We start from the raw sequence: 25790 nt of genomic DNA, 5'->3' as shown, positions 1-25790 counted from the left end.
AGCAGCAAAGGCAGATGAGCGGAAAAGGACGGCTGGTCGGCGGGTTCGTGCTCGGCGCGGCGAGCGTGCTGGCAGTGGAACTCGCGACGGTCGTGATCAGTTCGCCGCCGACGACGGTGGTGGCCGGGAGCGCGTCCCCGGTCGCCGCCGCCGTTCCGGCCGCTTCCCCGCAGCAGCTGGCTCCCGCGCCGCCGCCGTCGAGCAGTTCAGCGGCGCCGCCGCCCAGCAGTTCAGCGGCCGCTCCGCCGGCGGCACCCGCGGAGCATCGGCAAGCTCCGGAACCAGGACCGCAGGCGCCGGGCACGATCCGGCTGCCCGGCGGCGGGACCGCGGCGATGGTGCGGCAGGACCTCGGGCCGGGCAACACGCTTCCGGTGCCGTCGGACATCGGCCAGGCGGCCTGGTGGGGCGCGGATCTGGAAGCGGTCAGCGGCGCGAGCGTGTTCGCGGGCCACGTGAACTGGCGCGGTGCGACCGGGCCGTTCTCGGAACTGTGGAGCGAGCGCATCGGCGGCGTGGTGACGATCGTGGACCGCGCGGGCAAGACGAGCCGTTACCGGATTTCGCAGCTGGTCACCGTGCACAAGAACGATCTGCCGAGCCGCGCCGACGATCTCTTCGGGCAGGCCGGTCCGCATCGGGTCGTCCTGGTGACCTGCGGCGGACGCTGGATCGGCGGGAGCGACGGGTACGAGGAGAACCGCGTCGTGATCGCGGACCCGGAGTGAGGGGTCCCCTCGCGACCCGCTGAACCCGCGCGAGGGGTCCATTCGCGCAGTTTCTGAGCGGCCCCTCGTTCGCGGAAATCCGCTGCCACCTGCGGGACCCCGTGCCGACGCTAAGTTACTTGCGAGTAACCTCACCCTGCCGCGTTGTGGTCAGGGCGGCGTCCATGCAGCAGAATGCCCATGGGTCCAGGCGGCGGCACGGCGGAGGGTGATGGAGATGGCGACGTTCTTGGTGACAGGCGCGACCGGGTTGATCGGGCGCCAGGTCACCCGGCAGCTGCTCACCCGGCCGGACGTGGAACGGGTCGCGCTGGTGGTGCGCGCGTCGTCGCGGGGGAAGCTGGCCGCGCTCGTCGACGCGTGGCCGCATCCGGACCGCGTCACGCTCGTGACCGGCGACCTCGGCGAACCGCTGATGGGAGTGTCCGAGGCGGACCGGGAGGCGCTGCGCGGCGTCGACCACGTCATCCACCTCGCTGCGCTCTACGACATCACCGCCGACGACGAAACCAGCATCCGGGCCAATGTGGACGGTACGCAGAACGTCATCGACCTCGCCGCGGACCTGAACGCCGGGTGCCTGCACCACGTCTCGTCGGTCGCCGTCGCGGGCGACCACGAAGGACTGTTCACCGAGGACATGTTCGACGTGGGACAGCGCCTGATCACGCCGTACCACCGCACCAAATTCGAGGCCGAGAAGCTCGTCCGGGACCAGCACGAGGTGCCGTGGCGGGTATACCGCCCCGCGGTCGTGGTCGGCGATTCGCAGACCGGCGAGATGGACAAGATCGACGGCCCGTACTACCTCTTCCCCGCGATCAGCAGGCTCGCCGGGCTGCCCGACGTCCCGTCCGCCGGACCGGATCTGGGCGACACCAACGTGGTTCCGGTCGACTACGTCGCGAAGGCCCTGCTGGAGCTGGTCACCACCCCGGGTCTCGACGGCCGCGCCTTCCACCTCGTGAACCCCGAACCGCAGCCGGTGGTGTCGGTCTACAACGCGTTCGCCCGCGCCGCCGGGGCGCCGACGATCACCGTGCAGCTCGGCGACAGGGTGTCGAAGGGAATCGTCGGGCTGGTCAAGCTCAGCGAGCACATTCCCGGGTTCACCATCGCCCGCGACGCGGTGCTGGAGCGGCTCGGCATTCCGCCGGTGCTGCTGGAAACGATGGCTTTCCCGTCGGTGTTCGCGTCCGCGGAGACGCGCAAGGCGCTGGCCGGAAGCGGCGTCGAGGTGCCGCGGCTCGAGGAATACGCCCCCACGCTGTGGCGCTACTGGCGCGAACACCTCGACCCGTTCCGCGCGCGCAAGCACGGTCCGCGCGGCGAACTGGACGGCCGCCGCGTGATCATCACCGGCGCGTCGTCGGGCATCGGCCGGGCGACCGCGCTGAAGGTCGCCGCGGCGGGCGGGGTGCCGCTGCTGGTCGCGCGGCGGCAGCACGAACTGGAAGAAGTGCGCGACGAGATCATCGCGGCAGGCGGCACCGCGTCGGTGTACCCGGCCGACCTCACCGACGAGGATTCGGTGCGCAAGGCCGTGGACGCGATGCTGTCCGAACACGGCCGGATCGACATGCTCGTGAACAACGCCGGCCGCTCGATCCGGCGGTCGATCAAGCTGTCGTACGACCGGATGCACGACTACGAGCGCGCGATGGCGATCAACTACTTCGGCGCGGTGCGGCTGATCCTGGCGGTCCTCCCGCACATGTCGGAGCGGAAATTCGGGCACATCGTGAACGTGTCCTCGATCGGCGTGCAGGGAATCGCGCCGCGGTTTTCCGCCTATGCCGCGTCGAAGGCCGCGCTGGACTACTTCTCCCGGATAGCGGCGACCGAAACGCACGGCGACGGGATCACCTTCACCACCATCCACATGCCGCTCGTGCGCACGCCGATGATCCGGCCGACGAAGATCTACGACGCGTTCCCGACGAAATCGCCGGAGCAGGCGGCGGACATGGTGCTGAAGGCGCTGATCCAGCGGCCGAAGCACATCGGCACCCCGGCGGGCCAGGCGATCGGGCTCACCTACACGCTCGCGCCGGGGCTGACCGACGCGATCGCGTACCAGGGTTTCCGGATCTTCCCGGATTCCGCGGCGGCGGGCGGCAGCGGGAAACTGAAGATCGGGCGGGGCGAGAAACACCTGTCCCGCGCGGCGATGGCGCTGGCCCGGCTGTCGCGCGGCTTCCACTGGTAGTGACGGCTTCGCGCGGCGGGTGAGGCCGTTCAGGCGAGATCGACAGGAAGAATCGACCCGGGGCGGTGATTCGCCACTCCTGGCGGCACGCACGCCAGGTGCGCGGGTACGGTCGTGGGCATGGTTCCCGAGCGAGACAACGGCCTCCTCCCGCTGCGGCGCGAGTACACCGAAGCCTGGCGCGGCTTCGACCGCACCGAGGTGCGGCAGTACCTCGACCACCTCGAAAGCCAGCTGCACCGGCTGATCACCGACCGCGACGCGGCGGCCGCCCAGGTCGCCACGCTGTCGCGCGAACTCGAGACGACGCGCGGCGAGGTGTCGAAGCTGCAGTCGCGGGTCGAGGAACTGATGAAGCCGCCGGAGCGGCTCGAGGACCTGGACGAGCGGATGCAGCGCACCGTCACGCTCGCGAACGCGCGGGCCGAGGAGATCACCAAGCGCGCGCAGGTGGCGGCGGAGAAGCACTGGGCGTCGTCCACCGAGGCGTCCACGAAGCTGCGCGAGCGGTACCACCGCCTGGTCGAGGAGCTGGACAAGCAGGCCGAAGCGCTGCACTCGGAGCACGAGGCCGCGCTGAAGGAAACCCGCGCCGAAGTGCAGCGGCTGACGGTCGAGGCGGCGCAGCGCCGGGAACTCCTCGACAACGAAGCCGAGCGCAAGCGCCGCAAGATCGAGCGTGATTTCGACGCGAAGATCACCGCCGAGCGCACCGCGCACGAAAAGATGATCGCCGACCAGCGCACGGCCAGCAAAAACCAGGCCGAACGCCGCATCGCGGAAGCCACCGCGGAGGCGACCCGCCGCGTCGAGGAGGCGACGGCGGAGGCCAAGCGCCGTCTCGACGAGGCGACCACGCAGGCAGCCCAGCGCACCACCGCGGCGACGCGCAAGGTCGAGCGGCTCGCCGAGATCCGCGAACAGGCCCGCAAGAACCTGGCGCTGGCCGACGAGGTCCTCGGCCGCAGCGAAGGCTTGCTCACGGCGCTGCCGTCGGAATCGGTGCTGCCCGCCGCGTCAAAACTGGTCGGCGGCGACGACCCGGCGAAGCCAGACCCTTCGCCGGCCCCGGTCGAGCCGAAGCCCGCACCGTCGCCGAAGCCGAAGGGCGAGAACGGTTCTGCGGCCAAGGGCGCGACCGGGAACGGCTCGTCCGCGAACGGCGGGGCGACGGAAAGCTCCGCCGGGAACGGCGCGAAGAACGGAAACGGTTCGACGGCGAACGGCGCGAAGTCCCAGCCGCAGACGGCGGGCAAGCCCAGCAGCTGACCCACGGCATCCAGTGAGCCCGTCGGACCGGACATGGTTCGGCGGGCTCACTGCGCTAAGCCCCAGCCACAAACGGCAGGCAAGCCCAGCAACTTAGCCACGGCATGCGATGAGGCCGCCAACCTGGCACGGCCCGGCGGGCACCAACGCCAAGCCCCAGCCGCAAACGGCGACCAGCCCAGCCGCTAACCCACAGCATCCAGTGAGCCCGTCGGACCGGACATGGTTCGGCGGGCTCACTGCGCTAAGCCCCAGCCACGAACGGTGGGCAAGCCCAGCAACTTGGCCACGGCATGCGATGAGGCCGCCGACCTGGGCACGGCCCGGCGGGCACCAACGCCAAGCCCAGCCACAGACGGCGATCAGCCCAGCAGCTAACCCACGGCATCCGGTGAGGCCGCCAACCTGGACACCGCCCGGCGGCCAAGTCCCAGCCGTACACGGCGCGCGAGCCCAGCAACTTAGCCACGGCACGCAGCGCCGGGGTGCCTCGTCACCGGCGGATCGGCACGGCGGCGCAGTTATGCAACGCGAAGCCGCGCCCAAGAAGGCGGCGAGCGCGAAGCCGACAAGCACCCCCCGTCCAGGCTCCGTGGCGGCGGTCGGCGGGCTGGTCGACGTGGCGGATTCCCGCGCAGCTCTGAACGACAGGGCATCTCAGCGGACAGCGCGTCCGCGACGGCCTGGCTGGTGCGCAGCAAGCACGGATTTCCACCCCGTTCCGCGGGCGAAACCAGCGCGGCGGCTAACCCAGCCGCCGTGAACCCCTCCGCGCGAGCCTGCTTGTCGGCAACATCCGGCGAAAAGACGCGCGGTCCCACCAAGCACGCAAGCCGAGCCGGGGCCTGAGATCAAGTCCGTGAAGGGCTCCCTGAGGGAATCCGTTTCCCTCAAGGAGCCCTTCACGGCATCAAGCCAGTGATCCCCTAGACCGTCCGCGGCCAGGGGTTCGCCGATTCCAGTTCCGCCGCCAGCCCCAGCAGCACTGGTTCCCCGCCGGGGCGGGCTACTAGTTGCACGCACATCGCCAGGTCATGGACGGGGTGCCGGACCACCGGGACCGAGAGCGCGGGGTATCCGGCCAGGTTCCACGGGCCGGTGAATGACGCCACCCTCGAGGACGGGACTGCGTTCGCCAGCCACGGCTCGCGGTGCCAGCGGCGGGCTTTCAGCGGCAGGGTCGCCAACGTCGGGGTCACCAGCACGTCGTGGGACTCGAAGAACTGCTCCGCGATCGCCTCCCATTCGTCGCGGGCTCGGTCGTTGACCAGGCGTGCCGTCAGGCGGCCGAGGCGGACGTGGGCGCGGGTGCGGGGTTGCAGGCGCGACAGGTCGAAGGTGCCCGCGGCCTGCTCGGCCGGACCGGCGAACCAGCGGGCGACCAGGCCGCCTAGGGCGCGGAGTGGGTAGGCAGGGGTCGCGGAAGTGACGGTGTGGCCAGCCGAAAGGAGCGAAGCGGCCTGGTCGACGGCGGCGCGGAGCGGGCGCGGCAGGGGAGCTCGGGTGAACGGGACCTGGGTGGACGTCGCGATGCGCAGGGAACCCGGGGGCGTCAGGGTGGCCCATTCCGGGCGGTCGGCCAGGACGGACATCAGGAGGGCCGCATCGGCGACCGTCGTGGTCAGTGGGCCGTGGGTGGAGAGGCCGAACCAGCCTGGAGCGTCTTCGCGGACCACGTCGCGGCCGGGTTTCAGGCCTACGATTCCGCACATTCCGGCGGGCAAGCGGATGGATCCCAGACCGTCGGTGCCGTGGGCGATCGGGACCAGGCCCGCGGCTACCGCGGCCGCGCTGCCGCCCGAGGAACCGCCTGCGGTGAAAGCTGGGTTGCGGGGGTTGCGGGCGATGCCGGATGGGTCGTCGCTGGTCGGGAAGATGCACAGCTCCGGCACGCGGGTCAGACCGACGATGACCGCGCCGGCTGCGCGCAGGCGGGTGGCGATCAGGCCGTCGGCGGTCGCCAGGTCGCGGGGGCCTGCTTCTGAACCCCAGCCCTGGTATTCGCCAGCGACATCGGTGACATCTTTGACCGCGACGGGGACGCCGGCCAGGGGCAGCGAAGCGAGGTCCGGGCGGGCCGCGACTTCGGCGGCTTCGGCTCGCGCCTCGGCGAAACGCACGCGGCGGAACGCGCCGACGACGCCGTCCGCTGCTGCGATCCGGGCGAGTGCTTCCTCGGTCACCTGGACCGGGTCCAGCTCCCCTGCCCGCACTCCGCGAGCGATCTCTACCGCCGTCTGCGCCATGGGTCAGAAGACTAGATCGCGCCGGCGCGCAGGGCATAGGCCACGGCGTGCGCACGGTTGTTCAGACCGCAGCGGGTCATCAGGCCGTACAGCACGTTCTTGACCGTCCGCTCCGAATAACAGAGCTTCGTCGCGATCTCCTCGGTGCCATAGCCCTCGGCGACCAGACGCAGCACGTCGCATTCGCGCGACGCCAGGCCGGACAGCGTGAGGCCGTTCGGCTCCAGCACGTCGCGGCGCATTCGCTGCACCTGTGCGAGCAGCGCGCCCTGCAGCCGCGGCGGGAGCGTTGCCGTGCCGTCGCCCGCGGCCAGTACTGCCGCGACCAGTTCGCCGCCGCCGGTTTCGCGGCGCGGCAGGATCGCGACGACCCCGCATTCGACGGCCGTCATCAGGTCGCTCTCGCGGAAATGGTCGACCACGATCACCAGATGCGGTCCGGTCAGCTGCTCGGACTGCCTGCCGAGGTCCCGCACCTGCGACAGCACCCGGTCGGTCACGTGCTCCTCCATCACGAGGACCACGTCCGCCTGGCTCGCCGCGTCCTGGCCGAGCAGGACCAGTTCCGGGCGCGAACCCAGCAGGCTCGCGGCTCCGGCCCGGGTGATCGGGTCCGAGGCGAGCACTGCGACCTTGACGAGCTTCACGGTTACCCCCTTCACATTGCCTGGACGCAGTGTGGCGGGCGAGACTTCACGTTTTCTGGCGCGCTCGTGAAGGCCGGTGGAGAAAACCGGGGTTTTCCCTGCTCAGCGGCCTCTTTTCGGGTCTGGAGACGAGATCTCGCGGAAGGCTTGCGCCGCCCGGTCGAGGCATTCGGGCATCCGGTCGAGCGCGGCGGCCCACTCCCGTTTGGCCTCCCGGTAGCGGGCGCGCGCCGCGGCGGGCCAGGCGGCCACCTCGGGTTCCACCGCCGACTCCAGTTCCGCCAGCACCGCGCCGAGGTCGCCGGTCGTGCGGCGGATCCGGGACAACACTTCGGCGGCCTGCTCGAAGCCGGGATCGCCGCTCATCGATGATCAGAACACCGCACGCGCTCATCTGAGCACTGTGCGGTGGTGGACGCGGCCGTACCGCGCGCGACGTCCACGAGATCTGCCAGACTTGCCAGAATGCGATCGAACTGCTGCTCCCAATCGTTCATCGCCTGGCCGAAGCGCACCGCCGCCTCGCCGCGCCACGACGCCTGCAGCGCCGCCATTTCGCTGTTCACCGTGCCGAAACAGGCGTTCGCCGCGTCGATCGCCGCCGCGAACCTCGCCCCCGCCGGGGCCGGAACCGGGTCCACGCCTCCTCCTCACCACCGCCGCGCCGAAGCCGCGAATCGAGCGCGCGGGTTCCTCATCGAGGCTGCCGCAGGGATTCCCGTCCGGAAACCGGGGAGCGCGGCCGATGCCCCTTTGTCGCGGCAGGTGTGCCTGCCGGACCGCCCGGCCGGTTTGCCCGGCGTTCACCGGCGGGCCTCTCCCCCGACCATGTCCACCGGACAATTCGCTGGACAAGACCGGCAAAAGCAACCCGGGGCGGTCCCGCGACGTCACCTTTTCGGCGTAAGCTCACCAGTGGCATCCGGCGTGTGACGATCCGTCAGCGCGTGAAGGGAGACCGATGTCGGCATCCGGCGGCGTCCCGGCGCCGGAAATCCAGCTGCTCGGACCGGTGCGAGCCTGGCTCGGCGACCGGCAGCTCGACCTCGGTTCCGCTCATCGGCGCACAGTTTTCGCAGTACTGGCCTTCTCGCCGAACCGCACCGTCTCCCGCGAAGTGCTCATCGACGCGGTGTGGGGCGACTCGCCCCCGGCCAGCGCGCAGGGGAGCATCTACACCTATATCTCCGGGCTGCGCCGCGTCCTCGAACCGGGCCGCCGCAAAGGCGCCGAATCGCGGCTGATCGCGTCCACCGGATCCGGCTACTCGCTCTGTGTCGAACCGGAGCAGATCGACGTCCACCGCTTCAGCGCCCTGCGCGACCTCGGCAACCGGCTGCTCGCCGAGGGACGCCGGGCCGAGGCGCGGAGCGTGCTCGACGAGGCTCTCGGGGAGTGGGACGGCACGCCGTTGCAATGTCTCTCCGGGCATTACGCGACCGCGCAGCGGGTGCGGCTGGAGGAACTGCGGCTGGCGACCGTCGAACGCCGGGCCGAGCTGGCGATGGACTCGGGCGAATCCGCCGGGCTCGTCACGCAGCTCGGCGAACTCGCCGCGGAACACCCGTTCCGCGAGCCGCTGCACGGACTGCTCATGCGAGCACTCGACCAGGCTGGCCGGCATCACGAGGCGCTCACCGTCTACACCGAGCTGCGCGAGCGGCTGGTCGAAGCGTCCGGCACCGAGCCGGGTCCCGCGCTGCGGGAGCTGTACGAAAAGCTGCTGGCCGTCGACGAGGCGGTCACGCCCGCGCCGGTCACGAAGGTCCCCCGCTTCCCGCTGCCGGTGCTGCCGCCGCGTCCGGCGACGTTCGTCGGGCGGGAAGACGAACTGCAGCTGCTCAGCGAGGCCGTCGCCGGTCTCGGCGGCGGCCTCGGCCGTTCGGTGTGGGTGAAGGGCGAACCGGGAATCGGCCGGACCGCGCTGCTGGCCGAAACCGTCGCGCTGGCGCACGAAACCGGTTACCCCGCGCTGTTCGCCGCCGCGGACTCGCTCGACCAGGGCTTTGCCCTGCGTCCGCTGCTGGACGCGCTCGGCGTGCACCCGCGGGCCTCGGACCTGCGCCGCGCGGAACTCGCGGTGGCGCTCGCCGAGAACCCGGACCTGGACCCGGTGCAGGGCATTCTCGGACTGGTCCGGCAGCTGTGCGCGGACGGCCCGCTCGTGCTCGTGGTCGACGATCTGCAATGGGCGGACGAAACGACGTTGCAGGTGTGGCAGCACCTCGCCCGCGAGACTCGGCGGCTGCCGCTGCTGCTCGTCGGAGCGAGCCGTCCGCTCCCCCGCTCGGCCGCGCTCGAAGCGCTGGCCGCGGACCTGTCGTCCGGCGCGACCTCGCTGCTGCGGCTGGAACCGTTGCCGGACCACGAGATCCGGAAGATCGCCGCGGATCTCACCGGCGCGCCGCCGAACCGGATGTTCTCGGTGCTGCTCGGCCACGCCGCCGGAAACCCGCGCTACGCCACGGAAATCGTCGAAACCCTGCTCGCCAATTCGATGATCCTGCTCGACGGCGCGCACGCCATTGTGGACGGTTCGTCGTGCCGCTCGATCCCGTCGCCGCTCGGCTCGCGGGTCACGCTGTATCTGATCTTCCTCTCCAGTTCCGCGCGAGACCTGTTGCGCTGGGCCGCCTTGCTGGGCAAGGAATTCTCGCTCGCCGATATCGCGATCGCCACCGAACGCGCGCCGACCGCACTGGTCGCCGCGGTCGAAGAAGCGCTCACCGCGGGGGTGCTGGTCGAGTCCGGCGATCTGCTCGCGTTCCGGCATCCGTTGCTGCGCCGCGTGTTGTACGAAAAGACGCCAGCCGCGATGCGCGTCGCGCTGCACCGGCAGCTGGCCGAAGCGCTCGATGGTGCGGGAGCGGGTGCGGAACGCGTCGCCGAACAACTGGCGGCGGCTCCCGCGCAGGTTGACCCGTGGATGGCGAACTGGCTGGTCGAGCACATCGGCACGGTCGCCGCGCAGTCGCCGCGGGTCGCGGTGGATCTGCTCAAACAGGTGGTCAAGCAGGCTGTGCTGCCCGCCGAGGCCCGCGAACCGCTCACTGCCACGCTCGCCCGGCTGCTGTTCTGGCTCGGCCGGGAGCCGGAAGCGGAGGCGCGTTCGGTCGTCGCGCGCACCCAGGACAGCAGGCAGGCCGCGGAAATGCGCTGGATCCTCGCCTACATCTATTACCGGCGCGGCGAATTCGCCGAAGCCTCGGCGGAAGTCCGCCGTACGCTGGCCGATCCGAAGGTGCCGGAGATGTGGCGCGGGCGGCACGAAACCCTGCGCGTGACCATCGAGCGGTTCGCCGTCGACCATCGAGCGGCCGCACCGGATCTGTCCGAACTGGGTGTGCTGGACGGACTCGACAACGACGCGGACCTGAGCACCGCGCGCCGGCTGGCCGCGACCCGGGCGGTGCCCGGCGAGATGCACCTGGCCGGCGCGGTGCACTACTACTGGCGCGGCCGGTGGGGCGAGGCGCTGGCCGAACTCGACACGGTGATCCGGGGCGGTGCGGAAACCGCGTCGTATGTGTTGCGCAGCCCGGGATCGGCGTTGCTGGTGCACGGCGTCGGCGCGCTGATCGCGAGCCACCGGGACGAACCGGACGAGGCGCGCGCACATCTCGACGCGGCGGCCCGGCACCAGTTCCCGCACGGCCTCGAACCGAACGGCGGCGACTACCTGCTCGCCGCGCGCGCCCAGCTCGCCGAGCTGGAAGGCGATCCGGAAGCCGCGCTCGCCGCGCTTCTCCCGTTGCTGGGCCAGAACTATCCGCCCGCGGCGCGCCAGCAGTGGCTGCCCGACCTCGCCCGGCTCGCCATGCAGCTCGGCGACCAGCCGCACGCGTTCCGGGCGCTGCGGCTGATGGGCGACACCAGCGGGTACGACACTCCGCCGTCGCACACCGCGGCCACCGCGCACTGCCGGGGCCTGGTCACCGCGGATCCGGACGCGATCCTCGGCGCCGCCACGCACTACGAGGCCGCCGGACGGATGCTCAAACACGCTCGGGCCAGCGAGGACGCCGCGATCCTGCTCGCCGAGTACCGCCGTCTCGACGAGGCGCGCACGGCTTTCCTCGCGGCACTCACCAGCTACACCTCGGTCGGCGCGGCTTGGGACGTGCGGCGGGCCGAGACGCGGATGCAGCCGTACGGCATCCGGCGGGCCAGTCCGGTCCGCGCGCGTGCGGCAGGAGAGTGAACCGGGGTGGACTCGCGTCCATGATCGACCGGTAAACTCGGTCAACACGGCGAATGGAACGGCATGCCAGGGGATTTGCGGGTGACGGCGCTCGGCCCGTTGCGCGCCTGGCGCGGGACGACCGAAATCTCGCTCGGACCCGCGCGGCAGCGGGCGGTCTTCGCCATGCTGGCGGTCGCCGCCGGACGGCCGGTGCCGCGCGCGGAACTGATCGCGGGCGTGTGGGGCGAGTCGCCGCCGGCCAGTGTCGAAGGCAGCGTGCACACCTACATTTCCGGGCTGCGCCGCGCGCTGGAGCCGGAACGCACCCGATGGTCCGCGTCGACGGTGCTCGGGTCCGGCCCGGCTGGCTACACGCTCGACCTCGCGCCGGAAGCGCTGGACTCGGCGAAGTTCGAGCAGCACCGGGAGAACGGCAAACGCGAGGCTGAGGCCGGGGCGCACAACCGGGCGGTGGCTGAATTCAGTGCCGCGCTCAAGCTCTGGCACGGCGAAGCGCTGTCCGGCGTGCCCGGCAACTTCGCCGAGCGGCATCGCGCATACCTGGCCGAGCTGCGGCTGGACACCCTGGACCGAGCAGCCCGCAGCAGGCTGGAAATGGGCGGCCACCAGGAGATCATCGCCGAACTGACCGCGCTCACCGCCGAGTATCCGCTGCGCGAATCGCTGCGGGCCTCGCTGATGCTCGCGCTCTACCGCAGCGGCCGGCATTCCGACGCGCTCGACGTGTTCCGCGACGCACGCCGCACGATCCGCGCCGAGCTAGGCGTGGAGCCCGGTCCGGGGCTGCGCGAACTGCACCAGCGCGTGCTCTCCGAAGACCCGGCGCTGGACCTGCCGCGGCCCGAGGTGCCGGAGCCGGTCGTGCGGGTGCCGCAGGACCCGTTGCTCGGCCGGGAAGCCGAGGTCGGCAAGCTGCGCAAGCTGCTCGACGGCGTCCGCGCGGGCCGCGGGCGGGCGGTGTGGATCGAGGGCGAGGCCGGGATCGGGAAGTCGGAGCTGCTGGCACACGCGTTCGGCGACGCCGGCGGTCTGCAGGTCGCCTGGGTCGCCGCGGACGAGCTGAGCATGCGGTTCCCGTTGCAGGTCATGCACGAATGCCTGGCGATCGACGCGCATTCGCCGGATCCGCGCCGCGCGCGCGTCGCGCTGAGCAGCGAGGAACCGGTGCGGCGCGTCGGCGACCCGGTGCTGGATTCGGTGGACCGGCTGCTCGCGCTCGTCGACGAACTGTGCGCCGAATCGCCGCTGTTGCTCGTGGTCGACGATTTGCAGTGGGCGGACGAGTCGAGCGTGCTGGTGTGGCACCGATTGTCCGCGGCTGCCCGGCAGCTGCCGTTGCTGCTGGTCGCCGCGACACGACCGGCACCGGAGCGGCCGGAAATCACTCAGCTGCGCCGCGGCGTCGAGACCCGGGACGGCATCGTGCTCGACCTCGGTCCGCTCGGCGAGGACGACGTTCTGTGCCTGCTGCAGCGGCAGATCGGCGCGGATCCCGGGCCGCGGCTGCGGGACCTGACCGCTCGTGCCGGCGGCAATCCGTTGTACCTCAAGGAAATGCTGGACGCGCTGGTGCACTCGGGCGCGGTCGAACACCTCGACGGGCTCGCCGACGTCCCGGATCCGCTGCGGTTCGAGCCGCCGGAATCGATCGTCGCGGCGGTCAACCGGCGGCTGGAGCTGCTGCCCGACCAGACCCGGCAGGTGCTCGGCTGGGGCGCGATTCTCGGCATGGAGTTCGCGGTGGGCGACATCGCGGCGGTGCTCGGACAGCGTCCCTCGGACCTGCTCGGCCCGCTCGAAGCGGCGTTGGCGGACAACATCCTGCTCGACACCGGAACCCAGCTCGCGTTCCGGCTTCCGTTGCTGCGCCAGACGTTGTACCACCATCTGTCGCCGGAAACGCGGGCCGCGCAGCATCGGCAGGCGGCCGAAGCCCTGGCCAAGATCGGCGCGCCGGTGAAGCGGGTCGCCGAGCAGCTCGTGGCCGTTCCGTCCACTGTGGACCCTTGGGTGCTCGACTGGCTCGTGGAACACCAGAGCGCGGTGTCGAACCGGGCCCCGCTGATCGCGGTCGAGCTGCTGGAGCGCGCGCTCGCCGTGGTCGAGGACGACGATCCGCGCCGCGAACCGTTGCTGGTCGCGCTGGTGCGGGTGTTGTTCCGGCTCGAACGCAGTCCGGAAGACCTTGCGTTGCAAGCGCTTGCGGTGTCGCGCGATCCGGACAACGCGGCGGAGATGCGCCACGTCGTGTCCGCGATGCGGTTCCGCCGCGGCGACGTGCAGCTCGCGGTGGAAACGCTCGGGAATCCGGCGGAGGATCCGGGAGTGCCGGAGCTGTGGCGGGTCCGCGGCCGCCATTTGCTCGCGAACTTCCGGCGCGGCGGGCTCGACGACCTCGACGTCGCGGAGAAGACCGCACATCGCGCGCGGGCCGAGGCGGACGGCGACCGCTACCTCACCGCGCACGCGCTGCAGACGTTGTGGCTGGTCGATTCCGTGCGGCGGCACCACGCCAGCGCGCTGAAGCACGTGGACGAGGCGATCGCGGCCGTCGGCGACGAGCACGAATTGGCCGACCTGCACCTGGATCTGCTGGACAACCGGGTCTTCACGCTGCAGAACCTCGACCGGCTGGACGACGCGAACCGGACGCTGCAGGAGGCCGCCGAGGTGACGCGGCGGCACAGCATGCCGAGCGGGTTGCAGGTTTCCGTTGCGGTGCACCGGTATTGGGAAGGCCGGTGGGACGAAGCGCTGGTCGAACTGGACACGGTGACCGAGGACGGTCCGGCGATCACTTTCTTCGGCCTGCGGGAACCGGGTGCGGCGGCGCTGCTGCTGCACGGGGTCGCGGCACTCATCGCGGCGCGGCGGGGCGAGCACGCGCAGGCCGCGGCGCTGCTGGACGCGGCGGAGGAACATGCGCCCGCGACCAGTGCCGAGCGGGAGAGTTTCGACTTTTTGCTCGCCGCGCACGCGCTGGTCGCCTATCAGGAGGGTGATCTGCAGAAGGCGATCACGGTGTTCGAGCCGATTCTGAATCCGACTTACGCGCAGATGATGTTGCGGCATCAGTGGTTGCCGCAGTTCGCGCAGATCGCGCTGGCGGCGGGCGACCGGGCCGCGGCGGAGCGGGCGCTGGCGGTGTGTGTCGAAGAGGCGGAGAAGGAACTCGAACCGGCGCGGGCGTTCGCGGCCGCGGAATGGTGCCGGGGGTTGCTGGGCGAGGATCCGGATCCGGTGCTGCGGACGGTGGAGCATTTCCGCGCGGTGGGGCGGAAACCGGAGCTGGCCAGCGCGTTGGAGGACTCGGCGGTGCTGCTGGCTCGGGTGGGTCGGCTGGACGCCGCGCAGGCCGCGTTCGATGAGGCGGCTTCGCTGTACACGGAGCTTTCGGCCGCGTGGAATCTGGAGCACGCGGAGACGCGGTTGCAGGCGGTCGGCGTGCAGCGTGGGACTTCGCTGACGTCGGCGCGGCCGGAGCACGGGTGGGAGTCGCTGTCGATGCTGGAGGTCCGGATCGCCCGGCTCGTCGCGGCTGGGCGGTCGAATCCGGAAATCGCGACGGAGCTGCGGTTGCCTCGGCGGACGGTTCAGGCACACGTCGTGCGGTTGCTCGGGAAGTTGGATGCGCCGTCGCGCAGTGAGCTCGCGACTGCTGTGGCACGCCGGACCGGTTGACGAAAGTCGGGGGTCACCGGCGACGGTCGGCAGGCGCGGGCGACCAGGCTGGAACGGCAGAGTTCCGGCATGCGCTTCCGAACAGTCCTCGCCGCTGCCCTCCTCCTCACCGCCTTAGGGGCCGCGCCCGCCGCGGCGGAGACCACTTTCGAGCTGCCTACCCCAACTGGCCCGCACGCGATTGGCGAGCGCGATGTCCATCTCGTCGATTCGGCGCGGGGCCGGGAGCTGATGATCAGCGTCTGGTATCCCACTCGGCCCGGCGCTGGGCCGAAGGCGCCGTACCTGCCCGCGGCGGCCGCGGCGTACTTTGACCAGGGGGCGGCGCCAGCGTTGGGGCTGCCGACCGGCAAGGTCGACTGGGCGGCCGTCCGGACGCACGCCCGGGCGAACGCGTCGGTGCTGGGGCGGTGGCCGGTGATCGTGTACTCGCCGGGTTGGGCATCGCTGCGGGCGCTGGGCAGTGCGACAGCCGAGGATCTCGCCAGTCGTGGGTACATCGTGGTGACCATCGATCACACCGGTGAGGCACCGTTCGTGGTGTTCCCGGACGGGCGCGTGGTGTTCTCTCAGCAGAGCAAGGACCTGGTGGCGGGCATGCGGACGCGGGTCGCGGATGTCCGGTTCACTCTTGACCAGCTGCCCGGCATTCCTGGGCTCGGCAAGGCGATGGACCTGAGCCGGGTCGGGGTGATCGGGCATTCGTTCGGCGGGGATACCGCTGCCGAAGTGTCCACGGTGGACTCCCGGGTGGACGCTGCGGCCGATCTGGACGGGTGGCTCGCTTACGACGTCGACGGCAAGCAGCTCACTCGCGCGGGCGCGGACGGGGTGACGCGGCCGGTGCTGCTGATGGGGTCATCGGGCAGCACCAGCGACGGTCAGGCGCGCAGCCATCGGACGTCACCGGCGTGGAAGTCGTTGTGGGAGCACACTTCGGCACCCAAGCAGGACATCACGCTGGCGACCGCGATGCATTACAGCTACACCGATGTCCAGTGGTTCCTGCCGAAGCTGGCGCAGCAAGTGCCGGTCGATCCGAAGGTTCAGGAGACTCGGATCGGGACGATTGATCCTCGGGTGAGCATCACCGTGCAGCGGTCCGCGATCGCCGGGTTCTTCGGGCAGTACGTCTCACGACGTCCGTAGGCCGGTCGAGATGCTGCGCACCAGGTTTCGGCCGAGGAGCAGGAACAGGATGATCACCGGCAGGACACCCAGGGTCGCGCCGGTCAGCATCAGGGCGTAGTCGGTGAAGTAGCCGCTGGCCAGCTGGGACAGGACGACCTGCACGGTCGGCGTTTGCGCGGGGTCCAGGACTACCAGCGGCCAGAAGTAGTCGTTCCACGCACCGAGGAAGGTCACCATGGCCAGAACGGTCGCTTGTGGACGGATCGCCGGGACTGCCACGTGCCAGAACGTGCGCAGGATCGACGCTCCGTCCACAGTGGCCGCGTCTACCAGGTCCTGGTCGATCGAACCCTCGCACGCCTGGCGCATCCAGAACACGCCGAACGCACTCACCAGCGCGGGCACGATCACCGCCTCGAGCCGGCCGTACCAGCCGAAATCGCTCACCACCAGGTAAAGCGGCACGACGCCCAGCTGTGCGGGCACCATCGCCGAGCCGACCACGATGAAGAACAGCGTGTTGCGACCGCGGAACCGGAGCCGGGCGAAGGAAAAGCCCGCGAAGCTGGACAGGACCACATTGGACACCATCACCGTCGTCGCGACGATCAGCGAATTGCCGATCGCGAGCCAGAAGTCCACCGTGGTGAAGACGCGCTGGATGTTGTCGAAGAGATGGCCGCCGGGCAGCAGCAGCGGAGAGGTCTCGCCGATCGCCGCATTGTCCCGAGTGGACACCACGAACGACCAGTACAGCGGGAACAGCGACGAGGCGACCAGCCCCACCAGCACCGCGTACACCCAGCCCCCGGCCCGGCCCCGGCGGATCACGGCGCACCCACGAACCGGCGCACCAGCCGGTAGTTGAAGATCGCGAACACCAGGCAGATCACGAACATCACCCAGGACAGCGCCGCCGCGTATCCGGCGTCGAATTTGCCGAAGCCCTTTTCGTACAGATACATCGTGAGCGTCTGGAACTGCCGGTCATTGCCGCCCGCACCGCCGTTGCCGGTCGCGTCGAACAACTGCGGCTCGGCGAACAACTGGAGCCCGTTGACCGTCCCGGCGACCGCGGTGAACGCGATCGTCGGGCGGATGCCGGGCACGGTGATCGACCAGAACGACCGCCAGCGCGAGGCACCGTCGAGCGCGGCGGCCTCGTACAGATCCTGCGGGACCGCTTGCATCGCGGCCAGATAGATCAGCGCGTTGTACCCGGTCCAGCGCCACATCACCATGCTGGCGACCGCGAGATGCGACGACCATTGATGCGACTGCCACGACACCGGCGGCACCCCGAACCAGCCGAGCACCTCGTTGACCACGCCGTAACCCGAGCTGTACAGCTGCGCGAACACCAGCCCGACCGCGACCACGGACACCAGGTTCGGCAGCAAAAGCCCGGCCCGCCACCAGGTCGCCGCGCGCAGCGGCCGGTTCAGCAGCGCGGCGATGCCGAGTGCGAGGAAGAACTGCGGAATCGCGGCGAGCAGGAAGATGCTGACGGTGTTGAGAAACGCGTTGTAGAACCGCGGATCGCTGAACAGCTCCGCGTAGTTCGCGAGGCCGAGGCCGCCTTCTGGGCCGGACAGCAAATCCCAGCGATGCAGGGAAACCCACGACGTGTACAGCAGCGGGAACGCGCCGAACAGTCCGAAAAGGACAAAGAACGGCAGAATGAAGACGTAGGGGGTGAGCTTCCGGTCCACGACAGCTACTTGATCGCGTCGCGGCCCATCCGGACCGCGTCGGCCCACGCCTGCTCGACGTTCTCCGTCCCGTCCTCGATCCGGCCGAGCGCGCGGCCGAATTCGGGACGCACGTCCGCGTCGTGCAGGCCGCGGTAGTTCGGCCGCAGCCGGTCCGCCGACGCCGCGTAGATCTGGCCGACCGGCGCGTTCGAGAAATAGGGATCGGTGTGCGCGACGACCTGCGGATCCTGGTACACGCTGGGCTCGCTCGGCAGGATTCCGTCGGAAAGGAAAAGCCGTTTCTGCTGCGCGGGCGCGGTCAGCCACTGCGCGAGATCGTAGGCTTCCTTCGGGTGCGCGCTTTGCTTCGGCACGGCGAGGAAGGAACCGCCCTGGTTGCCGCTGTTGCCCGGCACCGTGGTGACGTCCCATTTGCCGCTACCCGCGTCGCCGCCGGCTTCCTTGATCTGCGCGAGCATCCACGCCGGACACGCGATCGTGGCGAAGGTGCCCTGTTTGATCGCGACGTTCCAAGCCTGGGTGTAGGTGGTCGCGCCGGCCGTTTCGTGGGCTTGCGCGAGACCGCCGGACAGCTGGAAGGCATTGCGCACACTGGGATTGCGGTCGGCGATGTAGGAATCGTCCTTGGCGGAGAAGTAGTTCTCCGGCGACTGGTTGAGCATCGCGGTGTAAACGGTGCCCGCCGAATCGGCGAACTTCACCTTCGGCAGCTTTTCGGTGAACCGGGCGGCGGCATTCGCGTACCCCTGCCAGTCCGGCATCAGCTCGGCGACGGCCTTGCGGTCGGTCGGCAATCCGGCCTGCTGGAACAGATCCCGGCGGTAGCACATCGCGAGGCTGCCCATGTCGGTGCCGAGCCCGAAGACGTAATCGCCCGCGGTGCCCTGCGCCCACTTCCACGGCGCCCATTGCTGTTTGAGCTTGTCCGCGCCGTAATCGGCCAGGTTGACGAATTTGTCCTTGGCCCGGATGTACTTCGGGATGTACTGCTCCTCGACCGCGACGACGTCGGCCGCGCCGCGACCGGCCGCCAGCTGCGTGGCGAGGCTCTTGAAATGCGTGTCGAAATCGGTGACCCGGCTGCGGATCTCGATGTTCGGATGGTCCTTCTGATACTGCTCGAACAACGGCGCGTAGCCGAACTCGCCGAACGTGGCCACGCTCAGCGTGATCTTCCCCGAGGACGCGGCGGAACCGCACGCGGCCGCCAGTAACAGGAATGCGGCGGCGAGCGCGGCAACGGCCGGGCGCCGGGTCAGCTTTCGCACGTGGTGAGCATCCTTCAAATCACTCCGGCGCGCAGCGCGTAGGCGACGGCGTGCGGACGGTTCCGCAGCTTGAGCCGGTTCGTCATTCCGTAGATCACGTTCTTCACGGTCCGCTCCGAGTAGCAGAGCTTGTTCGCGATTTCCGCGGTGTCCCAGCCCTCGGCCATCAGCCGCAGCACGTCGACCTCGCGCGGCGACAGGTTGGTGCGGTCGCCGCCCCGGCGCAGGGTCTCCGCCTGCTGCAGCAGGTCCCGCATCGAGGTCTCGCGCCCGGAGGCGGCGGCCACGATGCTGCGCACCAGCTGGTCGCCGCCGATCGCATCGCGCGGCAGCACCGCCGCGACGTGCCAGGCGGCCAGCTCGGCGAGATCGTCGGCGTCGACGTATCCGGCGACGAACACGATGGCCGCGGGGGTCTCCGAGGCCGCGGCCCGCAGCGCCGCCTTCACCTCGCGGGTGACGCGGTTCGCGGCGAACACGAGCACCGCGGCTTCACCGCGCTGCTGGCCCGGCATCACCCGCACCTCGCGGCGCGTGCGCAGATGGTCGATGAGGCCCGCGAGGGTGATCGGGTCCGAAGCCCATGCCGCAACCTTGACCTGATTCATCGCTGCCTCCCCGGTGCAGAGCCTGTGCTTGTCGTGTGCCGGTCAGTGTGCCCACCGCGGCTTCACGAAATCTCTAGTCGGGACGCGCTCATTCTTCACAGCGTGAAGTTGGGCCCGCCGGTGGGGTTCCGTTACCGTCACGGAGACCTGTCCAGACCAGCAGAGGAAATGATGAAGGCGCACGCACGACCCCGCTGGAGCACCGCAGGAGCCGTCAGCGCGTTGACGCTCATATGTGCGCTTTCCGCGTGCTCCGGGGATCGTTCCGCTTCCGGAACAGCAACGCCCACCGCGCTCACCCCGCCGAGTGCGGGGAGCTCGCCGCAAGCCGCTCCACCTGCGTCAACCTCGCCGGCGCAGACTGTGCCAGGACGGGGGTCGTGCGCGTCGGCGGTGTCGGCGATGGATCCGCGGGCGCGCGTGGCGCAGCTGGTGGTGCCGGGCGTCAACGCGGGCGATCCGGCGGGCGTCGCGAACCTCGTGCGGACGCAGCAGGTCGGCGGGATCTTCGTGGGAGACAAAAAGACCACGCTGTTGCAAAATGGCGCGCTCGACGGGGTCCAGCGGGCGGCGAAGATCCCGGTTTCGGTCGCGGTCGACGAGGAGGGCGGCCGCGTGCAGCGCATCGACGACCTCGACGGCTCGCTCCCGAGCGCCCGGCAGCTGGCGGCCTCGAAGACGCCGGACGAGGTGCGCGCGATCGGCGAGCAGCGGGGCAAGCAACTGCGGGCACGCGGGGTGACGGTCGACTACGCACCGGACGCGGACGTGAGCGACGAACCCGACGACGCGGTGATCGGCGACCGTTCCTACAGCCCGGACCCGGAAAAGGTGCGGCAGTACGCACTGGCCTTCGCCGAGGGCCTGCGCGCGGCCGGGGTGCAGCCGGTGCTGAAGCATTTCCCCGGCCACGGCCACGGTTCGGGCGACTCGCACCGGGGCACCGTCGTCACGCCGCCGCTGGATCAGCTGCGCCGGGTCGATCTGGTGCCTTATCGCGACATCTCGGATTACGGACAGGTCGCGGTGATGGTCGGGCATCTCGAGGTGCCTGGGCTGACCGGGGACGAGCCCGCCTCGCTGGCTCCTGAGGCGTATCGGTTGCTGCGCAACGAGTTCCACTTCACGGGGCCGGTGATCACCGACGACCTCGGCGGGATGAAGGCGATCACGGACCGGTTCGCGCTGCCGGACGCGGTGCTGAAGGCGCTGCAGGCGGGGGCGGATCAGGCGTTGTTCTCCTCCGGGCACAACGACGTGGGGGCGGTCGTGGACCGGCTCCAGCGGGCGGTGGAGAGCGGGGAACTGTCCGGGGCGCAGGTGGCGGCTTCGGTGGAGCGGGTGTTGGCGGCGAAGGGGTTTTGCCGTCCTTGACCTGGCGAGAGGGCTGCGTAGCGTCGGAGCGTGAAGCCGATTCTGCTGCTCGACGTGGACGGGCCGCTGAACCCTTTCGCGGCTGAGGCTCCGCCGCTCGGCTACGTCGAGCACGAGTGGCGTGTTTCGCTCTGGCGGCGGAAAGCCGGGCGGCGGGCCTGGCTCAATCCGGAGCACGGTGCCGCGCTGCTGGCTCTCGCCGAGCGGACTGGCGCCGATCTGGCGTGGGTGAGTTCGTGGGAAGACGAGGCCAACACCACCGTCGGACCGGCGCTCGGGCTGCCCGCGCTACCCGTGGTCGGCGTCCGTGCCTACGAGCAGCACCCGGACTGGAAATACGGCGCGGTCGGCCGCTTCGCAGCGGGGCGGCCCTTGGCGTGGCTCGACGACGACTTCGAGCTGTTCCCCAGCGCCCGGCAGCGGTTCCTCGAACGCCGAGGACGCCTCGCGACCGCCCTGATCCCGGTCCATCCAGCCAAGGGCATAGGCCCGGACCACCTCACCGCGGCGGAAACCGCCCTGCAGCAAGGCAAACCCTGACTCACTCCTGGATCTGAGCCAGCTCCGCGGCAGCACTCACCGTCAGGGGATGGTCCTCCCCCAGCACCCTTCGGCACCTCGGCAGCAGGTCGTCCAGCACCTCAAGCGCCGCGGCCCGGTCGTCGAGGCGGAGGTGGATCCGCATTAGGTTTCCGGTAGTCCGCAAGGTGCCGAGTGCGTCCGGCCCCAGGGCGCGGCGGGTTCGGGCCAGGACGTCCTCCGTCTGGTCGCGGGCGCGTTCGTATTCGTTCAGCCCCATGTACGCCACGCAGAGGTTGCTCGCGACGATCAACGTCAGCGGATCCTCCTCGCCCAGGACGCGGCTCGCCCGGGGCAGCAGGTCGGCCAGCAGGTCGCGTGCCTCCGCGTGTTCGGTGGTGCCGATCAGGCAACCGGCCAGGCGGTTGGCGGCGGCGAGGGTGTCCGGGTGGTCCGCGCCCAGCGCCGTGGTCCATTCGGCGTGGATGAGCCGGCCCAGGGCGGCGCCGGGATGAGCTTGGCCGGAGACGAAGAGGTAGCGCAGCACTCGGATGAGCAGCGCGCGGCGCTCAGGCGGCTCGTGGCTGCGCAAGTCGCCCGAGGCGGCCGCCATCCGGATGGCGTTGGCGACGCGGCGGTATTCGGGCCACGATTCCTTCAGGTCGGGATCCCGGTCCACGGCAGCCGGAGTTTCCGCGAGCGGAGCCAGCACGGGGTAGGACGAAGGCTGGTCCCAGAGCGAAACGGGCGCACCCGACGCGGCGAGCAGGTTCGACGGGCAGCCGCGTTCGTGGAAGAGGTCGCAGCCGGAGCTGAGCACCGTATGCGAGCGGCCGGAGTAGAGCGCCGGCACCGGGTACGCGTGGAACGGCTCGCCGTGGTTGTCGATGACCGTGGTGCCGTGGCGGCCCGCGCAGGTCCAGTCCACTTCCAGCCGCCAGGCGACCTCGTGGGTGGTGGTGATCGGTTCGATTTCGAATTGCTCGACATCGGTGGCGCTGACGGTGAAGGGGAAGTCCGGGCCCTCCGCGACCAGCCGCGGCGACGGGGCGTCGAAGTCGGTCGTGAAGGGGCGCGGTTTCAGGTGCCCGCCGACCCGGACCACCAGGCACGCCGGGCGCGGCCGGGTTCGCGAGACGACCGCGATCCGCGCGGATTGCAGGACGACGGCTCGGTTCGTTCTGGCTTCCACCGTGATGACGTGGACCGTCCCGCCGGGCACGGCAACCTGCGGCGGATCGGTGTCGAGCACCAGGTCGGCCAAGGTTCCGCCGGGTTTCAGGCGGACCGAGGCGATGAGCGGGTCGGCCAGGTCCGCCGGGCTGTCGCCCGACCGGCCGACGTTGATGTCGCCGTGCACCGCCCCGGCCATCACGACCTTGTCGAACTGGCCGCCGGCGATGCGGTTGACAGAGGACTCTTCCGCGTCCGTCACGGGAACGAGCCTAGCCGTTAACTCAATGAACGAAAGGTTCGTCCGGGGCCGATGCGGGGTGACTATTGTCGCGCTCGCCCGTCGATCGAGGAGGATCGGATGTCCGGACGTTTCCGTGCAGGCGTTGCCGTACTAGCGGCGGCGATCGGACTCGGGGTGCTCGCCGCGCCCGCATCGGCCGAAGCGGTATCGCCGACGACCGGGTGCGGGCAGGCGGTCGCCCATCCCGGCGCCACGACCGTCGAGCATCTGACCTCCGGCGGGATCGATCGCGAGTACCGGATCTACGTGCCCGCGCGGTACGACTCGCACCGGCGGTACCCGGTCGTCCTCTCCTATCACGGGCACGGCCGCACGGCGGAGTACCAGGAACAGCTGTCCGGCTTCTCCGGCTCGGACGTGATCGCGGTGTACCCGCAGGGCGTCACCGGCACCGACGGCAAATCCGCCTGGACCGGCGCACCCTACTCGGCCCCGGTCGACGACGTCCGCTTCACCGGCGACCTGCTCACCTCGCTGCAGCACCGGATGTGCGTGGACCCGGCCCGGATCTACGCGGCGGGCAAATCGAACGGCGGCGGGTTCGTCGGCGTGCTTGCGTGCCGGATGGCCGACCGGATCGCCGCGTTCGCCCCCGTTTCCGGCGCGTTCTACCCCCAGGGCGGCGCCTGCCAGCCGAGCCGGAAGGTCGCGCTGCTCGACTTCCACGGCACCGCCGACACCACCATTCCCTATACCGGCAATCCGGCCAAGGGACTGCCGTCCATTCCGGACTGGTTGAACGGCTGGGCCGCCCGCGACCGGTGTTTCCCTTACCCCGTCTCGGTTTCTCCGGTGCGGAACGTGGTGAAGCAGTGGTGGCCTGGATGCTCGCTGGTGCATTACCGGATGGAAGGGGCCGGACACGTCTGGCCGAGCACTCGCCCGAACAACGACTCCGACACTCCTTCCGCGCTCGACGCCACCCCGGTCATCCTTCAGTTCTTCAAAGCGCACCGCCTCGCCGGAGCCTGAATTTCCGCGCCGGGCGATCCCCGGGTATGGCATCGTGACCGGGTGCACCTGCCAACCCCCGCTGACCAGATCCGGCGCTTCGAATGTCTCCGGATCACCGACATCGAGACCCGGGACTGGGTCAGCATCCCCGGGGACGTGCTCGGCGTTTGGGACGGCGAGGACGCCGCCGCGACCGCCGAGCTCATCTCCGACCTGCCAGACGGGGAGTTGATGCGCTGCTTCCTGCCCCGCTACGGAGTTCGCGCGCACGGTGCCGAGGGGGTCTTGTTCGAGCTCGCCTTCTGCTTCCGCTGCAACGGCGTGCTGACCCTGCTGCCCGGCAGGGCAGAGCACGAGCTTGACCCGTTCGACGCGGAATCCGCGCCCGCCCGCCGCCTGCTCGAGCAGTTCAAGGCCATCGACCCGAAGCCCGCCGTACCTCGCGGCAGCCAGGCACCCCTCAGCTGACCCGTTCCGCCGGTTCCCGCTTCTTGGCCAGCATCCGGCGGAACCCTTCGGCGACCACCTTCGCGGTGTCCTTGCCGTTGTCGGCGGTGATCCGCTTGACCATCTCCGCGGACTCCGCGGCGATCGCCTCGCTGCGGGCGAACATCCGTTCCTCGTGCAGAGCCAGCGCGGTCTCGACGTCGTCGGGATGCGCGGCCAGCAACTGGGCGAGGTCGGAACCGTCGAGCATGGCCAGGTTCGCGCCTTCGCCGTTCGGGCCGCGCAGGTGTGCCGCGTCGCCGATCAGCGTCACGCCCGGGGTCCGCTCCCAGCGGTGCACGCCCGGCAGCGTGTAGTGCCTGCGCAGGATCGGCGGGGTGTCGCCGCCGGAGATCAGCTCGCGGATTTCCGGGGCCCAGACGGCGAACTCGGCCGCGATCCGGGCGAGCGCGTCCTGGGGCTCGAGGCCGTCGAGCGCGTCGAACCACTCCGCAGGCTTGTTGAGCATCGCGTAGGTGTGCAGGGCGTCGCGTTCGCGGTGCACCATGATGCGCCGGTCCGGTCCGGGTGAGCCCATCCCGCCGCCGCCCACGACTTCCGCGGCCGCCGGATGCCGGGTCTCGGCGTCGTAGAGGTAGGTCTCTACGAAGGCGAGGCCCATGTACTCCGGCACCGCGTCGGACAGCAGCGGGCGTACCCGCGACCACGCCCCGTCCGCGCCGACCAGTAGTTTCGCGACGACCGAACTCCCGTCGGCAAAGGAAACCTCGTGGCCGTCGGCGACCGTGCGGACGCCGCTGACCTTCCGGCCCCAGCGGACGGTGCCGTCGGGGAGCGAGTCGAGCAGCATCTGCCGCAACTCGCCGCGCAGGAGTTCGGGACGGCCGCCGGTGCCGTCGTCGGGGTGGTCCAGCAGGACGGTGCCGTCGGGATCGAGGATCCGCATCTGCTGGCGGCCCTCGAGGATCAGGCCGCGGAACTCGTCCATCAGGCCGGCCGCCTCGACGGCGAGCTGGCCGTTGTAGTCGTGAATGTCGAGCAGTCCGCCCTGGGACCGCGACATCGGCGACGGTTCGGCCTCGTAGACCTCGGCCGGAATCCCGTGCAGGTACAGGACCCGGGCCAGGGTCAGTCCGCCGAGGCCGGCGCCGATGATGGTGACTGGAGTCTGCATTGTTCTCCCCTGGTGAGCTGGTGACCTCCGAAGAGTGGCGGCCGTCGCTGGCACCGGCCGCACACTTCGCTGGCAGTCCGCTGCCAGGCGCTGACAGCTGGTCAGGGTCTGGGATCCGAGACAGAATCGTCCGGCGGCT

General features: G+C 70.4%; 20 protein-coding genes. 10 read left to right on the top strand and 10 right to left on the bottom strand.

Annotated elements, in window-relative coordinates; translation table 11 throughout:
• Window positions 1-14 precede the first annotated feature (14 nt).
• From FKO37_RS09700 to FKO37_RS09690, 3 genes are all read left to right on the top strand, one after another.
• Window positions 15-728 carry a class F sortase gene (locus FKO37_RS09700; RefSeq protein ID WP_037816753.1) on the top strand — a complete coding sequence of 238 codons (714 nt, stop codon included), beginning with the start codon at window positions 15-17 and terminating at the stop codon, window positions 726-728.
• A 217-nt stretch (window positions 729-945) separates the two neighbouring features.
• On the top strand, window positions 946-2937 hold the full coding sequence (locus FKO37_RS09695; protein ID WP_037816885.1) for an SDR family oxidoreductase: 1992 nt from the start codon (window positions 946-948) through the stop codon (window positions 2935-2937).
• A gap of 120 nt (window positions 2938-3057) precedes the next feature.
• A complete protein-coding gene (locus FKO37_RS09690) occupies window positions 3058-4206 on the top strand; it encodes a cell division protein DivIVA (protein WP_238604279.1) in 1149 nt (382 codons plus the stop codon).
• Window positions 4207-5132: 926 nt separating this feature from the next.
• Here FKO37_RS09690 and FKO37_RS09685 read toward each other — a convergent pair.
• The 4 genes from FKO37_RS09685 to FKO37_RS09670 all read right to left on the bottom strand — a co-directional run bounded on the left by FKO37_RS09685 (window position 5133) and on the right by FKO37_RS09670 (window position 7740).
• The gene (locus FKO37_RS09685; RefSeq protein WP_238604278.1) at window positions 5133-6452 is read right to left on the bottom strand and encodes an amidase; all 1320 of its coding nucleotides are present in this window, start codon (window positions 6450-6452) and stop codon (window positions 5133-5135) included.
• Between the two features lie 11 nt (window positions 6453-6463).
• The gene (locus tag FKO37_RS09680) at window positions 6464-7099 is read right to left on the bottom strand and encodes a response regulator transcription factor (protein ID WP_037816759.1); all 636 of its coding nucleotides are present in this window, start codon (window positions 7097-7099) and stop codon (window positions 6464-6466) included.
• A gap of 102 nt (window positions 7100-7201) precedes the next feature.
• Window positions 7202-7465 carry a hypothetical protein gene (locus FKO37_RS09675; RefSeq protein WP_134667447.1) on the bottom strand — a complete coding sequence of 88 codons (264 nt, stop codon included), beginning with the start codon at window positions 7463-7465 and terminating at the stop codon, window positions 7202-7204.
• On the bottom strand, window positions 7462-7740 hold the full coding sequence (locus FKO37_RS09670; RefSeq protein WP_238604277.1) for a WXG100 family type VII secretion target: 279 nt from the start codon (window positions 7738-7740) through the stop codon (window positions 7462-7464). Before FKO37_RS09670 ends, FKO37_RS09675 begins: the two co-directional genes overlap by 4 nt.
• A gap of 320 nt (window positions 7741-8060) precedes the next feature.
• Here FKO37_RS09670 and FKO37_RS09665 point away from each other — a divergent pair, with 320 nt between their 5' ends.
• The 3 genes from FKO37_RS09665 to FKO37_RS09655 all read left to right on the top strand — a co-directional run bounded on the left by FKO37_RS09665 (window position 8061) and on the right by FKO37_RS09655 (window position 16133).
• Entirely contained in the window at window positions 8061-11300 is a 3240-nt protein-coding gene (locus FKO37_RS09665; RefSeq protein WP_037816764.1) for a BTAD domain-containing putative transcriptional regulator, read from the top strand.
• A 63-nt stretch (window positions 11301-11363) separates the two neighbouring features.
• Window positions 11364-14984: a BTAD domain-containing putative transcriptional regulator gene (locus FKO37_RS09660; protein WP_238604276.1), complete on the top strand. Its 3621-nt coding sequence runs from the start codon at window positions 11364-11366 to the stop codon at window positions 14982-14984.
• Between the two features lie 69 nt (window positions 14985-15053).
• Window positions 15054-16133: a hypothetical protein gene (locus FKO37_RS09655; RefSeq protein ID WP_238604275.1), complete on the top strand. Its 1080-nt coding sequence runs from the start codon at window positions 15054-15056 to the stop codon at window positions 16131-16133.
• Here FKO37_RS09655 and FKO37_RS09650 read toward each other — a convergent pair.
• The 4 genes from FKO37_RS09650 to FKO37_RS09635 are packed head-to-tail and all read right to left on the bottom strand — an operon-like array spanning window position 16119 to window position 19706.
• The gene (locus FKO37_RS09650) at window positions 16119-16943 is read right to left on the bottom strand and encodes a carbohydrate ABC transporter permease (RefSeq protein ID WP_043828178.1); all 825 of its coding nucleotides are present in this window, start codon (window positions 16941-16943) and stop codon (window positions 16119-16121) included. The genes FKO37_RS09655 and FKO37_RS09650 overlap by 15 nt on opposite strands.
• Entirely contained in the window at window positions 16943-17827 is an 885-nt protein-coding gene (locus FKO37_RS09645; RefSeq protein ID WP_037816770.1) for a carbohydrate ABC transporter permease, read from the bottom strand. The genes FKO37_RS09650 and FKO37_RS09645 overlap by 1 nt, the downstream gene beginning before the upstream one ends.
• A 5-nt stretch (window positions 17828-17832) precedes the next feature.
• Window positions 17833-19098 (bottom strand): ABC transporter substrate-binding protein, encoded by a 1266-nt coding sequence (locus tag FKO37_RS09640; RefSeq protein WP_238604274.1) that lies wholly within the window; start codon window positions 19096-19098, stop codon window positions 17833-17835.
• A gap of 14 nt (window positions 19099-19112) precedes the next feature.
• Window positions 19113-19706 carry a LuxR C-terminal-related transcriptional regulator gene (locus FKO37_RS09635; protein ID WP_037816773.1) on the bottom strand — a complete coding sequence of 198 codons (594 nt, stop codon included), beginning with the start codon at window positions 19704-19706 and terminating at the stop codon, window positions 19113-19115.
• 402 nt (window positions 19707-20108) lie between these two features.
• Between FKO37_RS09635 and FKO37_RS09630 the strand changes: the two genes are divergently transcribed.
• Together FKO37_RS09630 and FKO37_RS09625 are read left to right on the top strand one after the other, a co-directional pair.
• Complete coding sequence (locus FKO37_RS09630) at window positions 20109-21080, top strand: glycoside hydrolase family 3 N-terminal domain-containing protein (protein WP_374204237.1); 972 nt, start codon at window positions 20109-20111, stop codon at window positions 21078-21080.
• 30 nt (window positions 21081-21110) lie between these two features.
• Window positions 21111-21620, top strand: a complete 510-nt coding sequence (locus FKO37_RS09625) for an HAD domain-containing protein (RefSeq protein ID WP_238604273.1) — start codon at window positions 21111-21113, stop codon at window positions 21618-21620.
• Window position 21621: 1 nt separating this feature from the next.
• Here the strand turns inward: FKO37_RS09625 and FKO37_RS47515 are convergent, their stop codons facing one another.
• Window positions 21622-23034, bottom strand: coding sequence for a tetratricopeptide repeat protein (locus FKO37_RS47515; protein WP_238604272.1), 1413 nt, complete (start codon window positions 23032-23034; stop codon window positions 21622-21624).
• Between the two features lie 99 nt (window positions 23035-23133).
• Between FKO37_RS47515 and FKO37_RS09615 the strand changes: the two genes are divergently transcribed.
• Together FKO37_RS09615 and FKO37_RS09610 are read left to right on the top strand one after the other, a co-directional pair.
• The gene (locus FKO37_RS09615) at window positions 23134-24048 is read left to right on the top strand and encodes a PHB depolymerase family esterase (protein ID WP_238604271.1); all 915 of its coding nucleotides are present in this window, start codon (window positions 23134-23136) and stop codon (window positions 24046-24048) included.
• Between the two features lie 42 nt (window positions 24049-24090).
• Window positions 24091-24498: a hypothetical protein gene (locus FKO37_RS09610; RefSeq protein ID WP_238604270.1), complete on the top strand. Its 408-nt coding sequence runs from the start codon at window positions 24091-24093 to the stop codon at window positions 24496-24498.
• On the opposite strand, the gene FKO37_RS09605 is transcribed toward FKO37_RS09610, so the two are convergent.
• Window positions 24491-25651: an NAD(P)/FAD-dependent oxidoreductase gene (locus FKO37_RS09605; protein WP_037816778.1), complete on the bottom strand. Its 1161-nt coding sequence runs from the start codon at window positions 25649-25651 to the stop codon at window positions 24491-24493. The genes FKO37_RS09610 and FKO37_RS09605 overlap by 8 nt on opposite strands.
• Window positions 25652-25790: the final 139 nt, after the last annotated feature.

The organism is Amycolatopsis sp. Poz14, assembly GCF_006704225.1.
GTDB lineage: Bacteria > Actinomycetota > Actinomycetes > Mycobacteriales > Pseudonocardiaceae > Amycolatopsis > Amycolatopsis nivea.
The sequence above is the reverse complement of the archived record's forward strand: the minus strand, read 5'-3'. Positions and strand labels throughout refer to the sequence as shown.

What these genes read in the sequence shown, in the direction of transcription:
- FKO37_RS09700 (WP_037816753.1), top strand. Translation starts at nt 15, where the DNA reads ATGAGCGGAAAAGGACGGCTGGTCGGCGGGTTCGTGCTCGGCGCGGCG.
- FKO37_RS09695 (WP_037816885.1), top strand. Translation starts at nt 946, where the DNA reads ATGGCGACGTTCTTGGTGACAGGCGCGACCGGGTTGATCGGGCGCCAG.
- FKO37_RS09690 (WP_238604279.1), top strand. Translation starts at nt 3,058, where the DNA reads ATGGTTCCCGAGCGAGACAACGGCCTCCTCCCGCTGCGGCGCGAGTAC.
- FKO37_RS09685 (WP_238604278.1), bottom strand. Translation starts at nt 6,452, where the DNA reads ATGGCGCAGACGGCGGTAGAGATCGCTCGCGGAGTGCGGGCAGGGGAG.
- FKO37_RS09675 (WP_134667447.1), bottom strand. Translation starts at nt 7,465, where the DNA reads ATGAGCGGCGATCCCGGCTTCGAGCAGGCCGCCGAAGTGTTGTCCCGG.
- FKO37_RS09665 (WP_037816764.1), top strand. Translation starts at nt 8,061, where the DNA reads ATGTCGGCATCCGGCGGCGTCCCGGCGCCGGAAATCCAGCTGCTCGGA.
- FKO37_RS09660 (WP_238604276.1), top strand. Translation starts at nt 11,364, where the DNA reads ATGCCAGGGGATTTGCGGGTGACGGCGCTCGGCCCGTTGCGCGCCTGG.
- FKO37_RS09655 (WP_238604275.1), top strand. Translation starts at nt 15,054, where the DNA reads ATGCGCTTCCGAACAGTCCTCGCCGCTGCCCTCCTCCTCACCGCCTTA.
- FKO37_RS09635 (WP_037816773.1), bottom strand. Translation starts at nt 19,706, where the DNA reads ATGAATCAGGTCAAGGTTGCGGCATGGGCTTCGGACCCGATCACCCTC.
- FKO37_RS09630 (WP_374204237.1), top strand. Translation starts at nt 20,109, where the DNA reads ATGGATCCGCGGGCGCGCGTGGCGCAGCTGGTGGTGCCGGGCGTCAAC.
- FKO37_RS09615 (WP_238604271.1), top strand. Translation starts at nt 23,134, where the DNA reads ATGTCCGGACGTTTCCGTGCAGGCGTTGCCGTACTAGCGGCGGCGATC.
- FKO37_RS09605 (WP_037816778.1), bottom strand. Translation starts at nt 25,651, where the DNA reads ATGCAGACTCCAGTCACCATCATCGGCGCCGGCCTCGGCGGACTGACC.